The organism is Stagnimonas aquatica (assembly GCF_003730135.1).
Lineage (GTDB): Bacteria > Pseudomonadota > Gammaproteobacteria > Nevskiales > Nevskiaceae > Stagnimonas > Stagnimonas aquatica.
Genome location: NZ_RJVO01000002.1, coordinates 357,557 through 376,979, shown reverse-complemented (window position 1 = coordinate 376,979; position 19,423 = coordinate 357,557). Strand labels below are relative to the sequence as shown.

Annotated in this window: 20 protein-coding genes; 4 read left to right on the top strand and 16 right to left on the bottom strand. The window is 67.0% G+C overall.

Going from position 1 to position 19,423, the window contains the following annotated elements; translation table 11 throughout:
• The first annotated feature begins 275 nt into the window (after positions 1-275).
• Positions 276-1,601 (top strand): hypothetical protein, encoded by a 1,326-nt coding sequence (locus tag ED208_RS17050; RefSeq protein ID WP_148044702.1) that lies wholly within the window; start codon positions 276-278, stop codon positions 1,599-1,601.
• Between the two features lie 48 nt (positions 1,602-1,649).
• Here ED208_RS17050 and ED208_RS06205 read toward each other — a convergent pair whose 3' ends face one another.
• On the bottom strand, positions 1,650-2,378 hold the full coding sequence (locus ED208_RS06205; RefSeq protein WP_123211006.1) for a DUF2461 domain-containing protein: 729 nt from the start codon (positions 2,376-2,378) through the stop codon (positions 1,650-1,652).
• Between the two features lie 121 nt (positions 2,379-2,499).
• Between ED208_RS06205 and ED208_RS06200 the strand changes: the two genes are divergently transcribed.
• On the top strand, positions 2,500-3,267 hold the full coding sequence (locus tag ED208_RS06200) for a class II aldolase/adducin family protein (protein ID WP_123211005.1): 768 nt from the start codon (positions 2,500-2,502) through the stop codon (positions 3,265-3,267).
• Between the two features lie 174 nt (positions 3,268-3,441).
• On the opposite strand, the gene ED208_RS06195 is transcribed toward ED208_RS06200, so the two are convergent.
• From ED208_RS06195 to ED208_RS06155, 9 genes are all read right to left on the bottom strand, one after another.
• Entirely contained in the window at positions 3,442-4,677 is a 1,236-nt protein-coding gene (locus tag ED208_RS06195) for a lipoprotein N-acyltransferase Lnb domain-containing protein (RefSeq protein WP_123211004.1), read from the bottom strand.
• Positions 4,677-5,531 carry a CorC family transporter gene (locus ED208_RS06190; protein WP_123211003.1) on the bottom strand — a complete coding sequence of 285 codons (855 nt, stop codon included), beginning with the start codon at positions 5,529-5,531 and terminating at the stop codon, positions 4,677-4,679. Before ED208_RS06190 ends, ED208_RS06195 begins: the two co-directional genes overlap by 1 nt.
• A gap of 133 nt (positions 5,532-5,664) precedes the next feature.
• Entirely contained in the window at positions 5,665-6,087 is a 423-nt protein-coding gene (ybeY, locus tag ED208_RS06185) for an rRNA maturation RNase YbeY (RefSeq protein ID WP_123211002.1), read from the bottom strand.
• Positions 6,084-7,064 carry a PhoH family protein gene (locus ED208_RS06180; protein WP_123211001.1) on the bottom strand — a complete coding sequence of 327 codons (981 nt, stop codon included), beginning with the start codon at positions 7,062-7,064 and terminating at the stop codon, positions 6,084-6,086. The genes ybeY and ED208_RS06180 overlap by 4 nt, the downstream gene beginning before the upstream one ends.
• Positions 7,061-7,369, bottom strand: a complete 309-nt coding sequence (locus ED208_RS06175) for a type II toxin-antitoxin system RelE/ParE family toxin (RefSeq protein ID WP_123211000.1) — start codon at positions 7,367-7,369, stop codon at positions 7,061-7,063. Before ED208_RS06175 ends, ED208_RS06180 begins: the two co-directional genes overlap by 4 nt.
• Positions 7,354-7,554 carry a hypothetical protein gene (locus ED208_RS06170; protein ID WP_123210999.1) on the bottom strand — a complete coding sequence of 67 codons (201 nt, stop codon included), beginning with the start codon at positions 7,552-7,554 and terminating at the stop codon, positions 7,354-7,356. Before ED208_RS06170 ends, ED208_RS06175 begins: the two co-directional genes overlap by 16 nt.
• A gap of 32 nt (positions 7,555-7,586) precedes the next feature.
• Positions 7,587-8,963, bottom strand: a complete 1,377-nt coding sequence (gene miaB, locus ED208_RS06165) for a tRNA (N6-isopentenyl adenosine(37)-C2)-methylthiotransferase MiaB (protein ID WP_123210998.1) — start codon at positions 8,961-8,963, stop codon at positions 7,587-7,589.
• 75 nt (positions 8,964-9,038) lie between these two features.
• Positions 9,039-9,470 (bottom strand): low molecular weight protein-tyrosine-phosphatase, encoded by a 432-nt coding sequence (locus ED208_RS06160; RefSeq protein WP_123210997.1) that lies wholly within the window; start codon positions 9,468-9,470, stop codon positions 9,039-9,041.
• A 54-nt stretch (positions 9,471-9,524) separates the two neighbouring features.
• A complete protein-coding gene (locus ED208_RS06155) occupies positions 9,525-10,499 on the bottom strand; it encodes an NADPH:quinone oxidoreductase family protein (RefSeq protein WP_123210996.1) in 975 nt (324 codons plus the stop codon).
• Between the two features lie 200 nt (positions 10,500-10,699).
• On the opposite strand from ED208_RS06155, the gene ED208_RS06150 reads away from it, so the two are divergent.
• Positions 10,700-11,095, top strand: coding sequence for a hypothetical protein (locus ED208_RS06150; RefSeq protein WP_123210995.1), 396 nt, complete (start codon positions 10,700-10,702; stop codon positions 11,093-11,095).
• Positions 11,096-11,155: 60 nt separating this feature from the next.
• Here ED208_RS06150 and ssb read toward each other — a convergent pair whose 3' ends face one another.
• Together ssb and ED208_RS06140 are read right to left on the bottom strand one after the other, a co-directional pair.
• Complete coding sequence (gene ssb, locus ED208_RS06145) at positions 11,156-11,656, bottom strand: single-stranded DNA-binding protein (RefSeq protein ID WP_123210994.1); 501 nt, start codon at positions 11,654-11,656, stop codon at positions 11,156-11,158.
• Between the two features lie 11 nt (positions 11,657-11,667).
• Positions 11,668-12,852: an MFS transporter gene (locus ED208_RS06140; protein ID WP_123210993.1), complete on the bottom strand. Its 1,185-nt coding sequence runs from the start codon at positions 12,850-12,852 to the stop codon at positions 11,668-11,670.
• A gap of 67 nt (positions 12,853-12,919) precedes the next feature.
• On the opposite strand from ED208_RS06140, the gene uvrA reads away from it, so the two are divergent.
• A complete protein-coding gene (gene uvrA, locus ED208_RS06135; protein ID WP_123210992.1) occupies positions 12,920-15,757 on the top strand; it encodes an excinuclease ABC subunit UvrA in 2,838 nt (945 codons plus the stop codon).
• Between the two features lie 27 nt (positions 15,758-15,784).
• Here uvrA and ED208_RS06130 read toward each other — a convergent pair whose 3' ends face one another.
• The 4 genes from ED208_RS06130 to ED208_RS06115 form a co-directional block, all read right to left on the bottom strand.
• Positions 15,785-16,228 carry a universal stress protein gene (locus ED208_RS06130; protein WP_158608463.1) on the bottom strand — a complete coding sequence of 148 codons (444 nt, stop codon included), beginning with the start codon at positions 16,226-16,228 and terminating at the stop codon, positions 15,785-15,787.
• A gap of 86 nt (positions 16,229-16,314) precedes the next feature.
• Entirely contained in the window at positions 16,315-16,770 is a 456-nt protein-coding gene (locus ED208_RS06125; protein ID WP_123210990.1) for a universal stress protein, read from the bottom strand.
• A gap of 88 nt (positions 16,771-16,858) precedes the next feature.
• Positions 16,859-17,113 carry a DUF1272 domain-containing protein gene (locus tag ED208_RS06120; RefSeq protein ID WP_123210989.1) on the bottom strand — a complete coding sequence of 85 codons (255 nt, stop codon included), beginning with the start codon at positions 17,111-17,113 and terminating at the stop codon, positions 16,859-16,861.
• A gap of 63 nt (positions 17,114-17,176) precedes the next feature.
• The gene (locus ED208_RS06115; RefSeq protein WP_123210988.1) at positions 17,177-19,351 is read right to left on the bottom strand and encodes a PQQ-dependent dehydrogenase, methanol/ethanol family; all 2,175 of its coding nucleotides are present in this window, start codon (positions 19,349-19,351) and stop codon (positions 17,177-17,179) included.
• Between the last annotated feature and the right edge of the window lie 72 nt (positions 19,352-19,423).

Sequence of the window (19,423 nt, the reverse complement as noted above, 5' to 3'; positions counted from 1 at the left end):
CCCCCCCCCGCGCGTCGCGTGCGCCCGCCATGCAGCCTGAGAGCAAGTATTTAGCTGATAGCCAATACACACTTGGCGGTGAATTCCTAAAAGCCGGGAAACTGCAACGGCGCGTCGTTCACTTCGTGATGATTCGGCTTTAGGTCAGATTGCAGACGTAGGGCGGACTTTAGCCCGCGCTTCATTTGCTCTGGCGATTCGAGTGGGTCCGTTTGACTTTGCTCGCCCTAAGATTGCAGCTGTGTACTATCACTGAGGCCTAGGGAGGGCACGATATGCAGAATCTCGCAGCGTATTCGTTTGAAGCGGTGGTGGGGGACGTGAGCGGCCGCTTAGAAGTACTCGACCAGCTTGTTGACGAGTGGTTGGCCTATAAGGGTGTCGAGACAGTTCGGGCGACTGATGGATCGTTTGTCTCGAAGACCGGTGACGGTACCGGCCAATTTCAACGTCGGGTGTTGGAAAGCAGTCTAGGCTCTTTGCGTGAGATTGAGCTGATCGAGACTGCATATGCCGGTGCCATGTTCACCACTAGCATCCAAATTGCGAGTGCCGCTGATCGGGTGACGGTTTACGCTTCGCTGTCTGCTACCCCCGGCGAATCAAGGATCGCTCCTATGGGGCTCTACCCGCGTTGCCCTTGGGTGATTCGGGCGATGGTGAATCGCTTTTCGGACTGGAAGTCTTTCGGCAAGGTCTTGCCGGGCGCAGTGGCATTCGACGCGACCGATGCCGTTAGCGCCAAAGAACTGTGCGGCGTGCTCCGAGCTGGCGGTCGCCGGTTTCCTGTCGTTGTCGTCTCGAATGATGAAGACGAGAGGGTCTGGCTTGATCTTCACCTAAAGGTCGCAGAGCACCTAGTTGGCCTAGCATACGTTGCAGTTGTTAGTGCTGAGTCGTCTTGGATTCTGACCGATGAACTCGGGCCGCGAGATTCATGCTACCTCGGGGCGGTTCGCCTTTATTGGCCCGGCGCTACCGTTGGCCGCTCATTGGCGGGAATTAACTGGCTGGCGTCCAGACTTGCATTGTTCGGAACAGATGAAAGTGGACGCAATCGATTCCTGGCGGTACTCCGCAAGGAAATTATGTCAGTTGCTGCATGGACAATTACCCCGCCACGAATCCTCCGGGATATTCGCACGACAGGCGAGAAAGAGAGAATCAACGCGCTCGAATCCCAGGCCCGTGATCAGGCCTTGGACTCTATCGTCGAAGAAAATGCCAAGTTGACGGAACGCCTCCGGGAAGCTGAGCAAACCATTCATTCGCTCAACTCAAAATTGGTAGCTGCTACCTATGCGGTACCGGGGCGAGATTCAGCTCGGGATGATTCCGATGAGGGGGGAAGCGATTCGGCATCGCATATTCCGCCTCAACCGGGTGAGACTAGGTTTTACAAGAAAATCGGCAGTGGCGGTGGCGTAGATGCCTTGGTACAGACCAAGGAATGTAACCACAAGGAGTCGAACTGGAAGCCGGCCTTCAAAGGTATCCAAGCAGAAAAAGGCCTGTTGAAGCTTGAGGGGAGAAGCGATTGGAAGACCCTTGCGCACTGCAGTGCTTGCACCGGGGGGGGGCGTTGGCGCGTACGTTGGTGACTGAAGAGGCGAAGGAGGCACAGTGCCCTTTGCCCGTCTAGGTTCTAGTCAGAACTCCAGGTCCAGTGAAGTACACAGCCAGTCAATCATCGGCGCCATCAGCGCATAGCGGCGTACGGCCTCTTTCAGAAAGCCCGGCGCGCAGACTTCCTCGTCGCTGAGCGCACAACTCGCGACGAAATCCTTGCGCTTCAAGTCCTCGATCAGTTCGTGGTCGGCCGGGTAGCCGGCGGGCGGGCGTTGCAGACTGTCGCCGCCCAGCGCGAACAGCTTCAGAAACTTCGGGTCGCGCGTGGCCTTCTTCCAGCTTGCGGGATTGCTGACGATGTTGGCGCGGATGCGTTTCAAGGTGTCGGGCTGCGGGTGCCAGAGGCCGCCGCCGAGAAAGCTCGCGCCGGGCTCCAGATGCAGGTAGAAGCCCGGCGCGTCGAGCCGACCCATCATCGCGTTGGCGCCGGCGGCGCGCGCGACCTGCTTGGTGGCGGCGTGGAAAAAGCTCATTCCGGCGTGGGTCTTGTACGGCGTCTTGTCGCCGCTGAAGCGCGTGTCGCGGTAGATGCGGAACAGCGAGCCGCCCACCGGCTTGGGGCTGGCGACCATCTGCGGGCTGATCTTGGCCAGCGGCGCGGCGAGGTCGGCGATGAAGGCGAGGCAGGGCGCCTTCACGGCCGCCTCGTATTCGGCCTTGTGGGCGGCGAACCAGTCCTTGCTGTTGTTCTTGGCCAGCGCGCGCAGAAACTTGAAGGTGGCCGGGCTGAAATGGGCGGTGGTTGGCATGTCGGGCTCCCTGTGGATGCCGGCAATCTAGGGAAACTCGGCCCTGCTTGTCATTTCCGCGCCGGCGCCAACGTCCTGGCGCAGAATGCCCGGACTACAACCATCATCCGAGGAGCGCGCGATGAGCACCATCGAAACCCCGTCCGTGAAGGAACACGTCAGTGCCGAGGAGTGGCAGCGTCGCTGCGATCTGGCCGCCGCCTACCGGCTGGTGCGGCTGTTCGGCTGGGACGATCTGGTGTTCACCCACATCTCGGCGCGGGTGCCGGGGCCGGAGCATCATTTCCTCATCAACCCGTATGGCTTCCTGTTCGAGGAAATCACCGCCAGCTCGCTGGTGAAGGTCGATCTCGACGGCAAGCCGGTGATGAAGACGCCGCACTTCATCAACCCGGCCGGCTTCACCATCCACAGCGCGGTGCATGCGGCGCGCGAGGACGCGCACTGCGTGATGCATGTGCACTCTCTCAATGGCATCGCGGTCTCGGCGCAGAAGGGTGGGCTGTTGCCGATCAGCCAGCAGAGCCTGTTCGTGCTGGCGAGCCTGGGTTACCACGACTACGAGGGCGTGGCGCTCAATGCCGACGAGAAGCCACGGTTGGTGCGCGATCTCGGCGACAAGGCCTTTCTGATGCTGCGCAACCATGGCCTGCTGACCGCAGGTGGCACGGTGGCCGACGCCTTCCTCGCCATGTACCTGTTCGAGGCGGCCTGCATGATCCAGGTGCGGGCGCAGTCCGGCGGCGGCGAGTTGTTGCCGATTCCGGCGCCGATCCTGGCCGGTATCCAGGCGCAGGCGGCGGCGGTCACCAAGGGGCTGGGCGGCGCGCTGGTCTGGCCGGGCCTGCTGCGGCGTCTGGGGCGGGCGAATCCGGGGTGGGAGGTTTGAGGGGCTGCGGCGCGTTTGGGTAAGGCGCTGGTCTCCTTCCCCTGCGTAGCGGGGGAAGGTCGGGATGGGGACGTTATTTGCGCTAAGGGATTCGCCGGGAACAAACGCCCCCTCCCTGGCCCTCCCCCGCTGCGCAGGGGAGGGGATTTTGGGGCGCACTTGAATTGCGTGGTGCTAGCGCGTCGCCACCGGCGGCGCCCGGCCGCTCTGGCGCAGGTTCCAGGCGAGCACGGCATGCACCGGCAGCCAAAAGGCGATCCAGGGCAGTTGCTGCTGAGCGCCCGGCAAGAGTTGCAGCGGCAGGCTGAGCAGGGCGCCGAAGGCGATCAGCGCCGCCAGCAGACGCTGCGTCCGCCCCGGCCGCCATTGCGCGCGGGCGCTGCCGGCGAGACTGGGGATCAGCAGCAGGCTCAGGGGACTGAACAGCAGCAGATTGTGGTTGGCCCACATCGCCCAGTGGTCGGTCAGCGTCCAGGCCGCCAACAGCACCACGCCGCCCAGGCCGGAGAGCAGGCTGGGCAGCAGCGCCAGCACCAGGTAGGCGCCGCGTGCGGCGGGGCGCCGACGCTGGCGGTGCAGCAGGACGAGCGCCGTCGCCAGCAGAGCGCCCAGCAACAGGGCGGGCAGGGTGTAGCCAAAGGCTTGCTCGGGCGCCTCCGGGCCGCCGGCGGGCGGCAGCCAGTAGCCTTCGCGCGCCACCAGCGGCTGACCATCGACGCGCACCGCGCGCACCGCGCGCATCAGCACCTCGGGCACGAAGGCCTGCTCCCAAAGGCTGATCGGCCGGTCGGCGGCGGGGCCGAGGATGTAGTCCATGCCCAGCATCAGCGCCGGCACCGGCGACATCAGGCGGGTGGCCTCGCGGCGGAAACTGCTGCCGCTGGGTTGCCCGCTCCAGGCCTGTTTCAGCGCGCCGCCGAGGGTCTGGTCGAGCGCATCGCGCACCCGCGTCGAGCAGTTGGAGAGGAAGTAGTCGTAGCGGTACTCGGCGTTCTGCGGCAGGGCGTTGTCGGCCAGGAAGGCAGCCAACTGGCGCGCCTGTGTCTCGCTCAGGGCCAGTTCCTGCACGTACACCCAGCGGCCTTCGGCGGCGTACTCGGCGAGCGTGTTCGGCACCGGGATCGCCGCCAGCCGGTAGAGCATGTGGCCGCGTGCGAAGTTGAGGAAGAAGTTCTTCTGGAAGAAGTCGAAGATGCCGTAGTTGTAGACGGCGGTGGCGCTGCCATCGCCGGGTTCGACCATCAGCGCGTTGTGGCCGAAGCGCTGCCAGTACACCGGGCCGGGCGCGAAGCTGAGCAGGCTGATGCGCGGCGCCGGTGCCGAGGCCGGCTCCGCCTGGGCCTGTGCGGCAGGCAGCCAGGCGAGCAGGGCCAGCAGGCTCGCGGCCAGCCAGTGGCGCAGGGCGGACATCAGTCCTGGGACAGCAGCACTTGCAACTGCTGCACGCGCCGCGAGTCGGCGCGCTGCACGCTGAACTGGAAGCGGCCGATCTTCACGCTCTCGCCGCGCCTTGGCAGGTGCCCGAAGTGGTGCACCACCAGGCCGCCGACGGTGTCGAATTCCTCGTCGCTGAACTCGGCGTTGAAGTGCTCGTTGAACTCCTCGATCGGCGTCAGCGCGTTGACCACGTAGCGGCGCTCGTCCTGCTTGATGATCCAGGCGCCCTCGGCCTCGTCGTGCTCGTCGTCGATCTCGCCGACGATGGTTTCCAGGATGTCCTCGATGGTCACCAGGCCAGCGACTCCGCCGTATTCATCGACGACGATGGCCATGTGCTGGTGCTTGCGCTTGAAGTCCTTGAGCAGCACGTTGACCCGCTTGGACTCGGGCACGAAGCTGGTCGGGCGCATCACCCGCGCCAGATCGAAGGTGGCGGTGGCGGTGGTGAACTTGAGCAGGTCCTTGGCCAGCAGCACGCCGACCACTTCGTCCTTGTTGTCGCCGATCACCGGATAACGCGAGTGGCCGGACTCGACCACGGCGGCGAGCACCTGCTCCGGCCCCCAGTCGGACTCGATGCAGACCATCTGCGCGCGCGGCACCATGATGTCGCGGGCCTGCAACTCCCGGGTTTCCAGCACGCCGTCGATCATGTCGGCGGCATCGGCGTCCATCAGGCCGTCCTCGCGGGCACCCTCCAGCAGGTCCTTGAGGTCTTCCTGGGTGCGCGGGCCGCCCACCAGGCGCAGGGTCAGACGCTTCCACCAATGGCTGGGCGTCGTCTCGTGAGTGTCTTCGTGGTTGCTACTAGGGCCGTCGTTCATCGTGTCAGCACACTCGCAAAAGCCAGGCCTTGCGGGCGGGCGGCTCGGGCGGTGTGGGGTTTTTGCTGGACCGGTAGTTTACAGGCTGGGCCATGACGGGGCGTTTTCAAGCCCCCGGCCGGGCTGCCAGGCTTCAGTAAGGGTCGGGAAAACCAAGCCGCGCCAACAGCTTGCGCTCCAGGGCTTCCATCTTCTCGGCCTCGTCGTCCTGGATATGGTCGTGGCCCAGCAGGTGCAGCACCCCGTGCACCACCATGTGCGCCCAGTGGGCGCGGGCGGCCTTGCCCTGCTCGACCGCCTCGGCCGCCACCACCGGCGCGCAGATCACGATATCGCCCAGGTAGCCGGGCTCGCCCATCGGAAACGACAGCACATTGGTCGGCTTGTCCTTGCCACGGAAGTCGCGGTTGAGCGCCTGGCTCTCGGCGGCCGCGACGATGCGGATGGTGATCTCGCCCTTCTTCCTGCCGCGCGCCGCCTCGGCCCAGCCGCGCAGGCTGGCGGCGGTAGGGATGCCGGCGGCGGGTACGGCGCGCTGGATGTGGATTTCGCTCATGCCTGCTCGGCTTCGTGGCGCTCGTAGGCGCCGACGATGGCCTGCACCAGCGGATGCCGCACCACGTCCTGCTTGCGGAAGTAGGTGAAGCTGATGCCGGCAACGCCGTCGAGCACGGCGATGGCGTGCTTCAGGCCCGAGCGGTCCTTGTTGGGCAGGTCGGTCTGGGTGAGATCGCCAGTGATGACCGCGCAACTGCCGAAGCCAATCCGGGTCAGGAACATCTTCATCTGCTCGGTGGTGGTGTTCTGCGCCTCGTCGAGAATGATGAAGCTCTCGTTGAGCGTGCGGCCGCGCATGTAGGCGAGCGGGGCGACCTCGATGACGTTCTTCTCGATCAGCTTCGCCACCCGCTCGAAGCCGAGCATCTCGTAGAGGCCGTCGTAGAGCGGCCGCAGATAGGGGTCCACTTTCTGCGCCATGTCGCCGGGCAGAAAGCCCAGCTTCTCGCCGGCCTCCACCGCCGGCCGCACCAGCACGATGCGGCGCACGCGGTCCTTCTCCAGCGCGGCGACCGCCGAGGCGACCGCGAGATAGGTCTTGCCGGTGCCGGCGGGGCCGATGCCGAAGCTCACGTCGTGGGCGGCGATGGCCTTGAGGTAGGCTTTCTGCAGCGGCGTGCGGCCGCGCACCACGCCGCGCTTCGTGCGCACCACCACCTCGTCGCCCTCGACCGGCGCCAGCTCCTCGGCGGCCGGGCGCGGGCCACTCAGTTCCAGCAGCGCCAGATGGATCTGCTCGGCGGCCAGCGAGCTGGTCTCGGTCTGCGCGAACAGGTGTTCGAGCAGGGTCTGGCCGCGCGCGATCTCGTCCTCGGGACCGAGCAGGCGGTAGAAGTTGCCGCGGTTGCGGATCTCGATGCCCAGGCGCAGCTCGATCTGCCGCAGGTGGGCGTCGAAGGGGCCGTTGAGGCTGGCGATGCGGCCGGCCTCGTCGGGTTCGAGGACGAGGTCGAGATGGGCAGGTGTTGAGGTCATGGGTTGCGCCCTTCGAGAGCGTCTTCAAGCAGGCGTTTGCCGTGGATGACGGCGATCACCGAGATTTGCTGTGGTTCGAGGCGGTAGAGCACGCGATAGCTATGGATGAAGCGTTCCCGCAGGTTTGGATCGCGGTATTCCGGGACCATCCGGCCCAGATGCGGGAAATCCTTGATCGAAGGTCCCAAGGCCAAGAAGCGCTCCACCATCACATCCGCATACTGCGGTACGTCTTTGCGGATGTAGTCCGCGATCTCGGCAATGTCGCGCAGCGCCGTTGTCGCCCAGATCAGTGTTTGAGCCATTTCGCCAGAAGGATGCGCGCCTCTTCGGTGGTGTGGCTGCGGCCGGCACGGATGTCTTCGTCACCCTTGCGTATCTTTTCCAGCACATACAGGTGGTACTGCATGTCCTCGAAGGTGGCGTCCTCCGGTAGCTTGGCGATCATCTCGGTGGCCAGGGTCTTGTCGTTTGGCGGGGCTGTGCTCATCGAGTGCTCCGGTCAGCAGGCGGCGAACAATTCTAAGACACCCGGACCATACGCCCGCGCAGCGAATTCGGCATCGCCTCGGTGATTTCCACGTCCACAAACTGGCCGATCAGCGAGGCCGGCGCATCGAAGTTCACCGTGCGGTTCTGAGGCGTGCGGCCGGCCATCTGGCGGGCGTTCTTGCGCGAGACGCGCTCCACCAGCACCGGCTGGGTGCTGCCGACCAGCGCTTGCTGGAAGGCATCGCTGCGCTGCTTGATGCGCGCCTGCAGCAGGGCCAGGCGGCGTTCCTTCAGTTCCACCGGCACGTTGTCGCGCAGGTTGGCGGCGGGGGTGCCCGGGCGTGGCGAGTAGAGGAAGGAGAAGGCGGCGTCGAAACCGGCCTGCTCCACCGCGTCCAGCGTGGCCGCGAAGTCGTCCTCGGACTCGCTGGGGAAGCCGACGATGATGTCGGTGGAGATCGACAGCCCCGGCCGCACCTGGCGCACGCGGGCGATCTTGTCGAGGTACTGCTGGCGCGTGTAGCCGCGCTTCATCGCGGCGAGGATGCGGTCGCTGCCGCTCTGCACCGGCAGGTGCAAGTAGCTGGCCAGCTTGGGCTCCTCGGCGTAGGCGGCGATCAGCGCCTCGCTGAACTCCGCAGGGTGGCTGGTGGTGTAGTGGATGCGGTCTATGCCGGGGATGCGCGCGACGTAGTGGATCAGCAGCGCCAGATCGCAGAACTCGCCGGTTTCGCCCATGCGGCCCTGGTAGGCGTTGACGTTCTGGCCCAGCAGGTTGATCTCACGCACGCCCTGCTCGGCCAGCCGCGCGCACTCCACCAGCACATCGTCCAGCGGCCGGCTGACTTCCGGGCCACGGGTGTAGGGCACGATGCAGAAGCTACAGTACTTCGAGCAGCCTTCCATGATCGACACGAAGGCGGTCGGCCCTTCGGCGCGCGGCGCCGGCAGGTGGTCGAACTTCTCGATCTCAGGAAAGCGCACGTCCACCGCCGGCTTCTGGGTGCGGCGGGTCTGTTCCAGCAGCTCCGGCAGGCGGTGCAGGGTCTGCGGGCCAAACACCATGTCCACCACGCCAGCGCGGGCGCTCAAGGCCTCGCCTTCCTGCGAGGCGACGCAGCCACCGACGCCGATCACGCGCTGTGGGTTGGCGGCCTTCCACTCCTTCCAGCGGCCCAGCTCGCTGAACACCTTCTCCTGCGCCTTCTCGCGCACCGAGCAGGTGTTGAGCAGCAACAGGTCGGCTTCCTCGGGGTTCTGGGTGCGGCTGTAGCCGTGCGACTGCGCCAGCACGTCGGCCATCTTGGACGAGTCGTACTCGTTCATCTGGCAGCCCCAGGAAATCAGGTAAAGCTTCGGCGACGCCGGACTGGCCGCCGGGGTGGCGGGAGTTTCATTGGTGCTCATGGCAGCGGGACGGCGGATAAGCCGGGGCTGTGAAAGGGGCGGCGATTATAGGTCGCCCGCTCGCCGGGCTGGCGATTATTTGAGCTTGGACAGCCAGTCGCCGACCTGCGCTTCCATCTGCTGATAGGCGCTGACGAAGTCCTCGCGAGGATGCCGGTAGGGGTCGGGCACGTCCTCGTCCTTGCGCCATTTGCCGAGCTTGTGGACCTTGCCACGGAACTGCGGGTAGCGGCCGTTGATCCAGGCGCTGTGCGAGCCGTCGAGGGTGAGCACCAGGTCGGCGTTCTGGAGCATGGGCAGGGTGAGCTGCTGGGCGCGGTGGGCGGAAATGTCCAGGCCGTACTCGGCGCTCACCTCCACCGAGTAGGGATCGGCGCCGTGGCCGACCATGGCCATGGTGCCGGCGGACCAGACCTGCTTGCCGCTCAGGCGGGCCTTGAGCAGGCCTTCGGCGATGGGGCTGCGGCAGATGTTGCCGGTGCAGATGACGAGTATGCGATCAAACATCGAAGTGCTTTCGGGTCGCGCGACGGCCAGGGCCGCCGCGACGGTGGAGGGTGTTCAGGGGATGAGGACGATCTTGCCGGTCACCTTGCGGTCCATCATGTCACGGAGCGCGCGGCCGGCCTCGGCCAGCGGGTAGCGGGCGGAGATGTAGGGCTGTAGCTCGCCGGCCTCGATCCAGGCGAACAACTGCTGGAAGTTGGCGAGGTTGAGCGCCGGCTCGCGCACCGCGAAGGCGCCCCAGAAAACACCGACCGCCGAAGCACCCTTGAGCAGCAGGCGGTTGGCGGCGAGGTTGGGGATGGGGCCGGAGGCAAAGCCGATCACCAGGTAGCGGCCGTTCCAGGCGATGCAGGACAGACAGTCCTCGCCGAGCGCGCCACCGACCGGATCGTAGATCACGTCGGCACCCTGGCCCTTGGTCAGGGTCTTGATCGCGTCCTTCAGCGACTCCTTCGAGTAGTCGATCAGCGCGTCGGCGCCCTGCGCCTTGCACAGCGCCAGCTTGTCGGCGCTGGAAGCGGCGGCGATCACCTTCGCCCCCATCAGCTTGCCCAGCTGCACTGCGGCCAGGCCGACGCCGCCGGCCGCACCCAGCACCAGCAGGGTCTCGCCGGCCTTGAGCTGGCCGCGCTGCTTGAGAGCGTGCAGGGTGGTGCCGTAGACCAGCGGGAAGCCGCCAGCGTCAGCAGCGGCGAGTCGCGTCGGCAGCGGCAGGGCGGCATCGACGCTGAGCACGCACTCCTCGGCGTAGCCACCGCTGGGCACGAAGGCAGCCACCGCGTCGCCGACCTTGTACTGGCTCACCGCGCTGCCCACTTCCGTCACCAGCCCCGCCACCTCAGCGCCCGGGGTGAACGGCGGCTCCAGCTTCATCTGGTACTTGCCGGCGATCTGCAGCGAGTCGGGGAAATTGACCCCCGCGCTCTTCACCGCCACCCGCAGTTCGCGCGGGCGCAGCGCGGGCGAGGGGCGCTCTTGCAGTTCCAGCAGCTCGGGGCCGCCGAGTTGCGTGCAGACGATGGCTTTCATGGGATCGGGTCGGACGACGGGAAGGTCGCCATGCTCGCCGATTGCCGGCGAAAACCCAATGGCTGCCGCACTGCGCGCCGGTCAGGCTCAAGGCCACCGTTGGTCCGATCTGGGCATTCTTGCCCATAGGCTTGCGCTCGTGGCCGCATGGCCGGCGCCGATATAAGGCAACACCTGCTACTGCGAGCTGGAGCCGCGCCATGCACATCTCCTCGACCATCCGCGAATCGGCCGTGATCCAGATCTGCCGGGACTACCGGGCCGATTGGCCGGGCGCACGCCTGCGTATCCGCGATTTCGCCGAGGCCTGGCAGGCCACCGGACTGCGTGAGGCCGACCTCGCCCTGGCGCTGCGGGAAATGCTCGACGCCGGCGTGTTCAGCGGCCGGCCGCAGAGCCTGGATTCGGAGCTGGAGCTGAGCGCCGTCGGCGCCGAGCTGATCGGCAAAGGCCGTAGCGGCCTGGACGGTTTGGTCGAGGGGCTGATGGTCCGGCGCACCCTGGAGCGTGCCCGGCGCCGGGTGGCGTCTGCGGATGCGGCCCCAGGGCTGCGGATGCCGGCGCGGCGCGAGACTGACCGTCGTCAGGCCGGCTGAGGCGCAAAAGAAAAGCCAGCCCGAAACCCGGACTGGCTTCGCCGGCCTCAGGCCGAGGGCTCAGAACGGAATGTCGTCGTCGTCGAAGCCGCCGTGTTCCGGCATCGGCGCCGGTGCCGCCGCCGCCGGGCGGGCCGGGGCGCTGCTGCGCGCTGGCGGCTGGTCGTAGCCGGAGCTGCGGGCGTAGCCGCCGCCACCGCCGGCTCCGCTGCCGCCGCCTTCACCGCCACGGCCATCGAGCATCTGCATGTCGCTGACCACGATCTCGGTGGTGTAGCGGTCGATGCCGTCCTTCTCCCACTTGCGGGTGCGCAGGCTGCCTTCGACGTAGACCTTGGCGCCCTTCTTCAGGTACTGGCCGGCGATTTCCGCCAGCTTGTTGAAGAACACCACGTTGTGCCACTCGGTCTTTTCCTTCTTCTCATTGGTGGCCTTGTCGGTCCAACTTTCGGAAGTGGCGATGGTGACATTGGTGACCGCGCCGCCGGAGGGCAGGTAGCGCACCTCGGGATCTTTGCCGAGGTTGCCGATGAGGATGACTTTGTTTACGCCACGGGCCATGAGCCTGTCCTTTATTTATCGAGAGTGGGGGCCGCCGCCGCTGCCGCAGGCGGTGCGCGCAGGCCAGTGGCGAATGATAGCCAGATCAGCGGCAGCAGGGCCGCCGCCGCGAACGCCGCCGACAGGCCCCAATGGCCCTTCACCCCACCCAGCAGGGCGCCGCCGAGCATGGGGCCGAGAAACTGGGCGCTGCCGTAGACGCCCAGCGCCGCGCCGCGCTGGTTGGCGGGTGCGCGGCGGCTGATCAGCGAGGGCAGCAGGCCTTCCAGGGTGTTGAAGGCGATGAAGAACAGAGTCAGCGCGCCGACCAGCACCGCCGGCTGGCGGTAGCCCAGGGACAGCAGCGGCAGCGCCAGCGCCAGGCCGACGATGGCGCTGATGAACAGGCCCCGGGTGGCGTGGCGCTGCTCGGCGCGGCGCACCAGCGGGAACACCGGCAGCAGCGATAGCAGCAGCACCGGCAGGTAGAGCTTCCAATGCGCTTCCGAGGGCAGGCCCAGGGTCTCGACGATGGCGAACGGCGCGGCCACGAACAGGCCGGTGAGCAGGGCGTGCAGCAGCAGGATGCCGCCGTCCAGGCGCAGCAACTGGGTGTCGCGCAGCACCGACCAGACCCCGGCATTGCTGACCTTGGGCAGCGGCGCGCCCGGCACCAGCCAGAGCACCACCGGAATGCCGCCCAGGGCGAGCAGGCCGGTGAGCCGGAAGATGCCGTCCACCCCGATATGGCCGGCCACCACCGGCCCGGCCACCAGGGCGCCGAGAAAGGCCAGGCCCATGCCGGCGCCGAGGATGGCCATGGCGGTGGTGCGGACCTGGTCGCGGGTGAGGTCGGCGAGCAGGGCCGACACCGCCGAGGACACCGCGCCCAGGCCCTGGAGGATGCGGCCGGCGATGATCCAGTGGATGTCCTGGGTTGCCCCGGCGACGAAGCTGCCGACGGCGAATACCGCCAGGCCCAGCACGATCACCGGCTTGCGGCCCCAGCGGTCGGAGGCGATGCCCAGGGGAATCTGCAGGCCGGCCTGGGCCAGGCCGTAGATGCCGATGGCGAGCCCGATCTGCAGGTCGCTGGCCGGCACCGGCAGGCCGTGGGCGTAGAGCGCGAACACCGGCAGGATCATGAACATACCGATCATCCGCAGCGCGTAGATCAGCGCGAGGCCGATGGTGGCGCGGATTTCCAGGGCATTCATGTTGCTAGACGATCCAGGCGGCGAAGGCCGCGCATAATAGCCGATCAACTTTTGAGCCCCTTTCTCCATGAGCGCGAGCAGCAACCAGATCACGATCCGTGGCGCCCGCACCCACAACCTCAAGAACGTCTCGCTGAGCCTGCCGCGCGACCGGTTGACGGTGATTACCGGGCTGTCCGGGTCCGGCAAGTCCTCTCTGGCCTTCGACACCCTGTACGCGGAAGGGCAGCGGCGCTACGTCGAGTCGCTGAGTGCTTACGCGCGGCAGTTTCTGTCGATGATGGACAAGCCCGATGTCGATGCCATCGAGGGCCTGTCGCCGGCGATTTCCATCGAGCAGAAATCGACCAGCCACAACCCGCGCTCGACGGTGGGCACGGTCACCGAGATCCAGGATTACCTGCGCCTGCTGTTCGCCCGCGTCGGCACCGCCCGCTGCCCCGACCACGGGGTGGCGCTGGAGGCGCAGAGCGTGGCGCAGATGGTCGATCACGTCCTGGCCCTGCCCGAGGGCTCGGCCTGGATGCTGCTGGCGCCGGTGGTGCGCGGCCGTAAGGGTGAGCACGCCGAGTGGTTCGAGCAGATGCGCGCCCAGGGTTTCGTGCGCGCGCGGGTCGATGGCAAGGTGCTGGAGCTGGACGAGACCCCGGTCTTGAACCGCAAGCTCAAGCACGACATCGAGATCGTCGTGGACCGCTTCAAGGTGCGTGCCGACCTCAAGCAGCGCATCACCGAGTCCTTCGAGACCGCCCTGCGACTGGCGGATGGTCTGGTGCTGGTGGCGCCGCATGGCGAGGCCAACAGCCACGCCGAGATCACCTTCAGCAACCGCATGGCCTGCCCGCACTGCGGCTACTCGGTGCCGGAGCTGGAGCCGCGGCTGTTCTCCTTCAACGCCCCGCACGGCGCCTGCCAGACCTGCGACGGTCTCGGCAGCCTGCAGGTGTTCGATCCGCAGCGGGTGGTGGCGGCCCCCGACCTCTCGCTGGCCGATGGCGCGATCAAGGGCTGGGACCGCAAGAACGCCTATTACTGGGCGCTGATCGAAAGCCTGGCCAAGCACTACAAGTTCGACGCCGGCAAGCCGTTCCAGAAGCTCAGCGAGAAGATCCGTGGGCTGATCCTCTACGGCAGCGGCGAGGAGAAGATCGAGTTCCACTACCCGGACATGAGCGGCAAGCGGGTGAGCCGGGTGCATCGCTTCGAGGGGATCATTCCCAACCTCGAACGCCGCTACAAGGAAACCGAGTCGCTGGCGGTGAAGGAGGAGCTGGCCAAGTACCTCTCCGACAAGCCCTGCCCGGACTGCGGCGGCGCGCGCCTCAACCGGATGGCGCGCAATGTCTTCGTCGCCGATCAGCCCATGCACACGCTCTGCGCGCTGTCGATCCGCGAGGCGGAGCAGTGGTTCCGTGACCTCAAGCTGCCCGGCCACAAGGGCGAGATCGCCGAGAAGATTCTGAAGGAGATCGTCGCCCGTCTGGGCTTTCTCAACAACGTCGGCCTCGACTACCTGATGCTGGCGCGCAGCGCCGAGACGCTGTCCGGCGGCGAGGCGCAGCGCATCCGCTTGGCCTCGCAGATCGGCGCGGGTCTGGTTGGCGTGATGTACGTGCTCGACGAACCCTCCATCGGCCTGCACCAGCGTGACAACGAGCGGCTGCTGAAGACGCTCTTCCACCTGCGCGACCTCGGCAACACCGTGATCGTGGTCGAGCACGACGAGGACGCCATCCGCCATGCCGACCACGTGGTGGACATCGGCCCCGGTGCCGGCGTGCACGGCGGCCGCGTCATCGCCCAGGGCAAGCCGGCGGACATCGAGAACAATCCCGACTCGCTGACCGGCCGCTATCTCTCTGGCGCCGAGAAGATCGCGATCCCCAAGCAGCGCCACAAGCCCGATCCCAAGAAGATGCTGGTGATCCAGGGCGCGCGCGGCAACAACCTGAAGAACGTCACGGTGGAGATTCCCACCGGCTTGATGACCTGCGTCACCGGCGTCTCCGGCTCCGGCAAGTCCACGCTCATCAACGACACCCTGATGAACTACGCGGCGCGCCATCTCAACGGCGCCGCCAGCCGCTGGGCCGAGTGCGACGCCATCACCGGCTTCGAGCACCTCGACAAGCTGGTGGACATCGACCAGTCGCCCATCGGCCGCACCCCGCGCAGCAACCCGGCGACCTACACCGGCCTGTTCACGCCGATCCGCGAGCTGTTCTGCGAGGTGCCGGAGGCGCGCGCGCGCGGCTACGAGGCCGGGCGCTTCAGCTTCAATGTGAAGGGCGGCCGCTGCGAAACCTGCGAGGGCGACGGCCTGATCAAGGTGGAGATGCACTTCCTGCCCGATGTCTACGTGGTCTGCGACACCTGCAAGGGCCGCCGCTACAACCGCGAGACGCTGGAGATCAAGTACAAGGGCAAGGGCATCGACGAGGTGCTGGGCATGACCGTCGAGGCTGGCCTGGAATTCTTCAAGGCGGTGCCGGCGCTGAAGAACAAGCTGCAAACCCTGATGGATGTCGGCCTGAGCTACATCACCCTGGGCCAGAACGCGACGACGCTTTCCGGCGGTGAAGCGCAGCGCATCAAGCTCGCGAAGGAACTCAGCAAGCGCGACACCGGCCGCACGCTCTACATCCTCGACGAGCCGACCACCGGCCTGCACTTCCACGATGTCGCGCAGCTGCTCAAGGTGCTCGAGCGTCTGCGCGATGCCGGCAACACGGTGGTGGTGATCGAGCACAATCTCGATGTCATCAAGCGCGCCGACTGGCTGATTGATCTGGGCCCCGAAGGCGGCAGCGGCGGTGGCGAGATCGTCGCCAGCGGCACGCCGGAACAGGTGGCGGCGAACAAGCGCTCGCACACCGGACGCTTCCTCAAGGCGATGCTGCGCTGATCGCAGGCGGTCCAGGCCAGCCGCAGCTTATTTTGCCGGCTTGAGCCGCACCGCCAGCACGTCGCAGGGTGCGTGGCCGACCACGCCCTTGTCGGTGTGCGAGAACAGCGCCGCGAATCCGCGCAGCGGGTGATGGCCGAGGACGATCAGGTCGGCATCGACATGCTGCGCCACCTCCAGGATGGTGGCGGTGATCGGGCCGACTTCGACCCGCAGCCGGCCTGGGTCCAGGCCCTCGGCGGCGCACAGCGGGCGCAGGCGCTTGCCGGCCAGTTCGACCAGTTCGCTGGTGAACTGGGTGGGGACCACGCCGATGTCGCCGTTGAAGTCGGTCAGCACCGGCTCGACCACCGAAAGCACGGTGAGGCTGGCGCCGAACTGCCGGGCCAGCTGATTGGCATGACTCAGCAGCGCGCGGCCTTCGTTCTCGTCGGCTTCGACCGCCACCAGGATGTGTTGGTAAATGCTCACGGCAGACTCCGGGGTTGCGAGGAATGCCGTCAGTCTGGACCGCCCCCGGCGCCAGGCCGTTGACCCAGGTCAACCGCGCGGCAGATTCAGGCCTGCGCGCTGGCCTTGGCCGGCGTCAGCGCCACTGCCAGCACATCGCAATGGGCCTTGCTGACCACGCCCTTGTCGGTATGCGAGAACAGCGCCGCCAATCCGCGCTGGCGGTGGTGGCCGAGCACGATCAGATTCGCGCCCAGCTCGGCGGCTACCGCCAGGATGGTGGCGGTGATCTGTCCGACCTCGATGCGCAGGCGCGCCGGTTCCAGGCCGTGGGCGGCGCACAGCGGTTGCAGGGTTTTGCGCGCCTGCTCGCGCATCTCGCCGTCGAGGTTCATGGGGATCACCCCGAGGTCGCCATTGAGGTCCATGGGCATGGGCTCGACGACGTTGAGCACGCTCAGCTCGGCGCCGAACAGGCGTCCGAGCTCGCGGGCATGGGCGAGCAGGCGGTCGGCCTCCTCGCCGGCTTCGACGGCAACCAGGATGTGGCGGTAGTGGCTCATCAGGGACTCCGGCGGAACGGCCGGCGCGAGTCGGCCTGGGGAGGGCGTCGGCACCGCTGACCACAGTCAGCCGTGCCGACCAGGACAATCAGGCGCTGGGCACCGGCGGACAGCCGGCCGGTTTGTGGACGCGCTGGTTGGAGGCGGGGTACTTGGCGAGCAGATGAGCCGGTCGGCGCGGCCTGGGCAGAAGGCCGCCACCGCAGTTGGGGCAGATGCCCGCGAGGCGGCCGTCCGCGCAATCGGCGCAGAACGTGCACTCGAAGGAGCAGATGCGCGCGTCTTCGCAGTCTGGCGGCAGATCCTTGTCGCAGCATTCGCAACTGGGGCGGAGCTGGAGCATGACGACTCTCCGGTGGCGATGGCGGAGCCCATTGTGCGTCCGCCATCGCCCGCGAGGCTAGCCTCAGCCGTCGATCCAGCCGCGCTTGAGCAGCTCCATCTTCACCATCAGCACGATGAAGCCCCAGATCGCCTTGACCTGCGACCACAGCGTCGGCTTTTCCTCGGCGCGCAGGCGGATGTAGTGGCGGATCGAATCCAGCTCCTCGTCGCTCAGCTCATCGAACTTGGGCATGCCGCGCGCTTCCAGCGCGCCGCCCTGGACGATGGCCTTGAACGCCGGCGCGGCGAGCGGCACCGGTGAAGCGCGCAGGTCCGGCGCATAGCCGCCGGCGACCACGCCGGTGCCGTGGCAGATCGTGCAGTTCTTGCCGTAGAGCGGCTTGCCCTTGGCGGCCAGCGCCGGGTCGATGGCGAAGCCGGGCTCGTGCAGCGGCTTCACCTCGCTGGGCGCGGCCGAGGCTGGCAGCGCCGCCTGGCCGTCGAGCGCGAAGGTCAGCAGACGGCGCGGGTGCTCGCGGCCGACCCAGCCGTGCTGGGCCGAGAGCGAGCCCAGCAGCATCTGGCCGCCGGCCCAGCCGGCGAGCACGCTGACGTACTGCTTGCCGTCCACCTCGTAGGTCAGCGGCGGCGCCTGGGTGCCGACGCCCATGTCGGCGCTCCACAGCACCGCGCCAGTGTCGGCGTCGTGGGCAACGAACTTGCCATCGGCCTGGCCCTGGAACACCAGGCCGCCCTGGGTGGCGATCACACCGCCGGCGGTGGCGCCGGGCGTCGGCAGCTCCCAGGCCTTGGTCTGGCTCAGCGGGTTCCAGGCCAGCAGCGAGCTCTTGCCCGCGTTCTTGGGTACATCGTCGAAGAAGCCGGCGATGCCCAGCGGGCCGTCCTTGTCCATCTGCCAGGTGCGCGGGTCGATCTCCTTGTCGTTGTAGTAGCCGGCCATCTCGCGCGCCGGGATGTAGACCAGCCCGGTCCTCGGGCTGTAGGCCATCGGCTGCCAGTTGTGCAGGCCGCCGGAGCCGGGCCAGGTCAGCGCCTCGCCGCCCTCGTAGCGCACGCCCTTGTTCTCCACCGGCCGGCCGGTGGCCATGTCCACCTTCTCGGCCCAGGTGACCTTGCCGAGCTTCTCGGCCGAGATCAGCTTGCCGGTCTCGCGGTCGAGCACGTACATGAAGCCGTTCTTCGGCGCGTGGAAGATCACCTTGCGCGGCTTGCCGGCTATCTCGACGGTGGCCAGCACCATGTCCATCGTCGAGTTGAAGTCCCAGGTCTCGTTCGGCGTGGTCTGGTAGTGCCAGAGGTATTCGCCGGTGTCGGCGTCGAGCGCGACCACCGAGCACAGGTAGAGGTTGTCACCGCCGCCGGGGTTGCGCAGCTTGGCGTTCCAGGGCGAGCCATTGCCGGTGCCGAGGTAGATGCGGTTGAACTCGGGGTCGTAGGTCATCGCGTTCCAGACCGTGCCGCCGCCGCCGAACTTCCACCACTCGCCGCTCCAGGTCTTGGCGGCTGCCTCCATCGCCTTGTTCTCGAAGCCGTCGGCGGGATTGCCCGGCACTACCCACCAGCGCCAGTCCTGCTTGCCGGTCTCGGCGTCGTAGGCGGTGACATAGCCGCGCACATGGCCGAAGTCGGCGCCGCCGTGGCCGATGATGACCCTGCCCTTGCCGTCCTTGCCCGCCCAGACGCGCGGTGCGCCGGTGATGTAGCGGTTATCGCCCGGCTCGGTGGTGAGCGTCTCCCAGACCAGTTGACCGGTCTTGGCGTCGAGCGCGAACAGCCGGCCGTCCTGCACGCCGGTGTAGACCTTGCCCTGCCAGTACGCCAGCCCTCGGCTGCCCCAGGCCATGCGCATCTTCTTGCTGTCGATCTTGGGGTCGTACTTCCACAGCAGCGTGCCGGTCCTGGCATCGACGGCGTGGACCACGCTGTAGCCGACCGCGAAGTACAGGACACCGTCGATGGCCAGCGGCTGGCTGGAGACGTTCCAGACATCGTTGAGTTCCAGCGACCAGGCCAGGCCCAGGCGCGAGACGGTCTGCTTGTTGATCTGGTCGAGCGTGCTGAAACGCTGCTCGTCGAAGTTCTTGCCCCAGGCCGCCCAGTTGCGGCTGTCGGCCTGGTTGGCGAGCGCGGCGTTGTCGATCTCGGCGGTGGCGGGCTGGCTCAGTCCGGTGCTGATTGCGAACAGCGCCAGCGCCAGGGCGCGGCTCCAGCGGGCCGCGTTGCGGGCAAGAAGCATGATTTCCCCTCCAGGAAATGGCCGGTGCGGTGGCACCGTGCCGGGCTGCCCGCGAGTGTGCGCAAGCCGGCG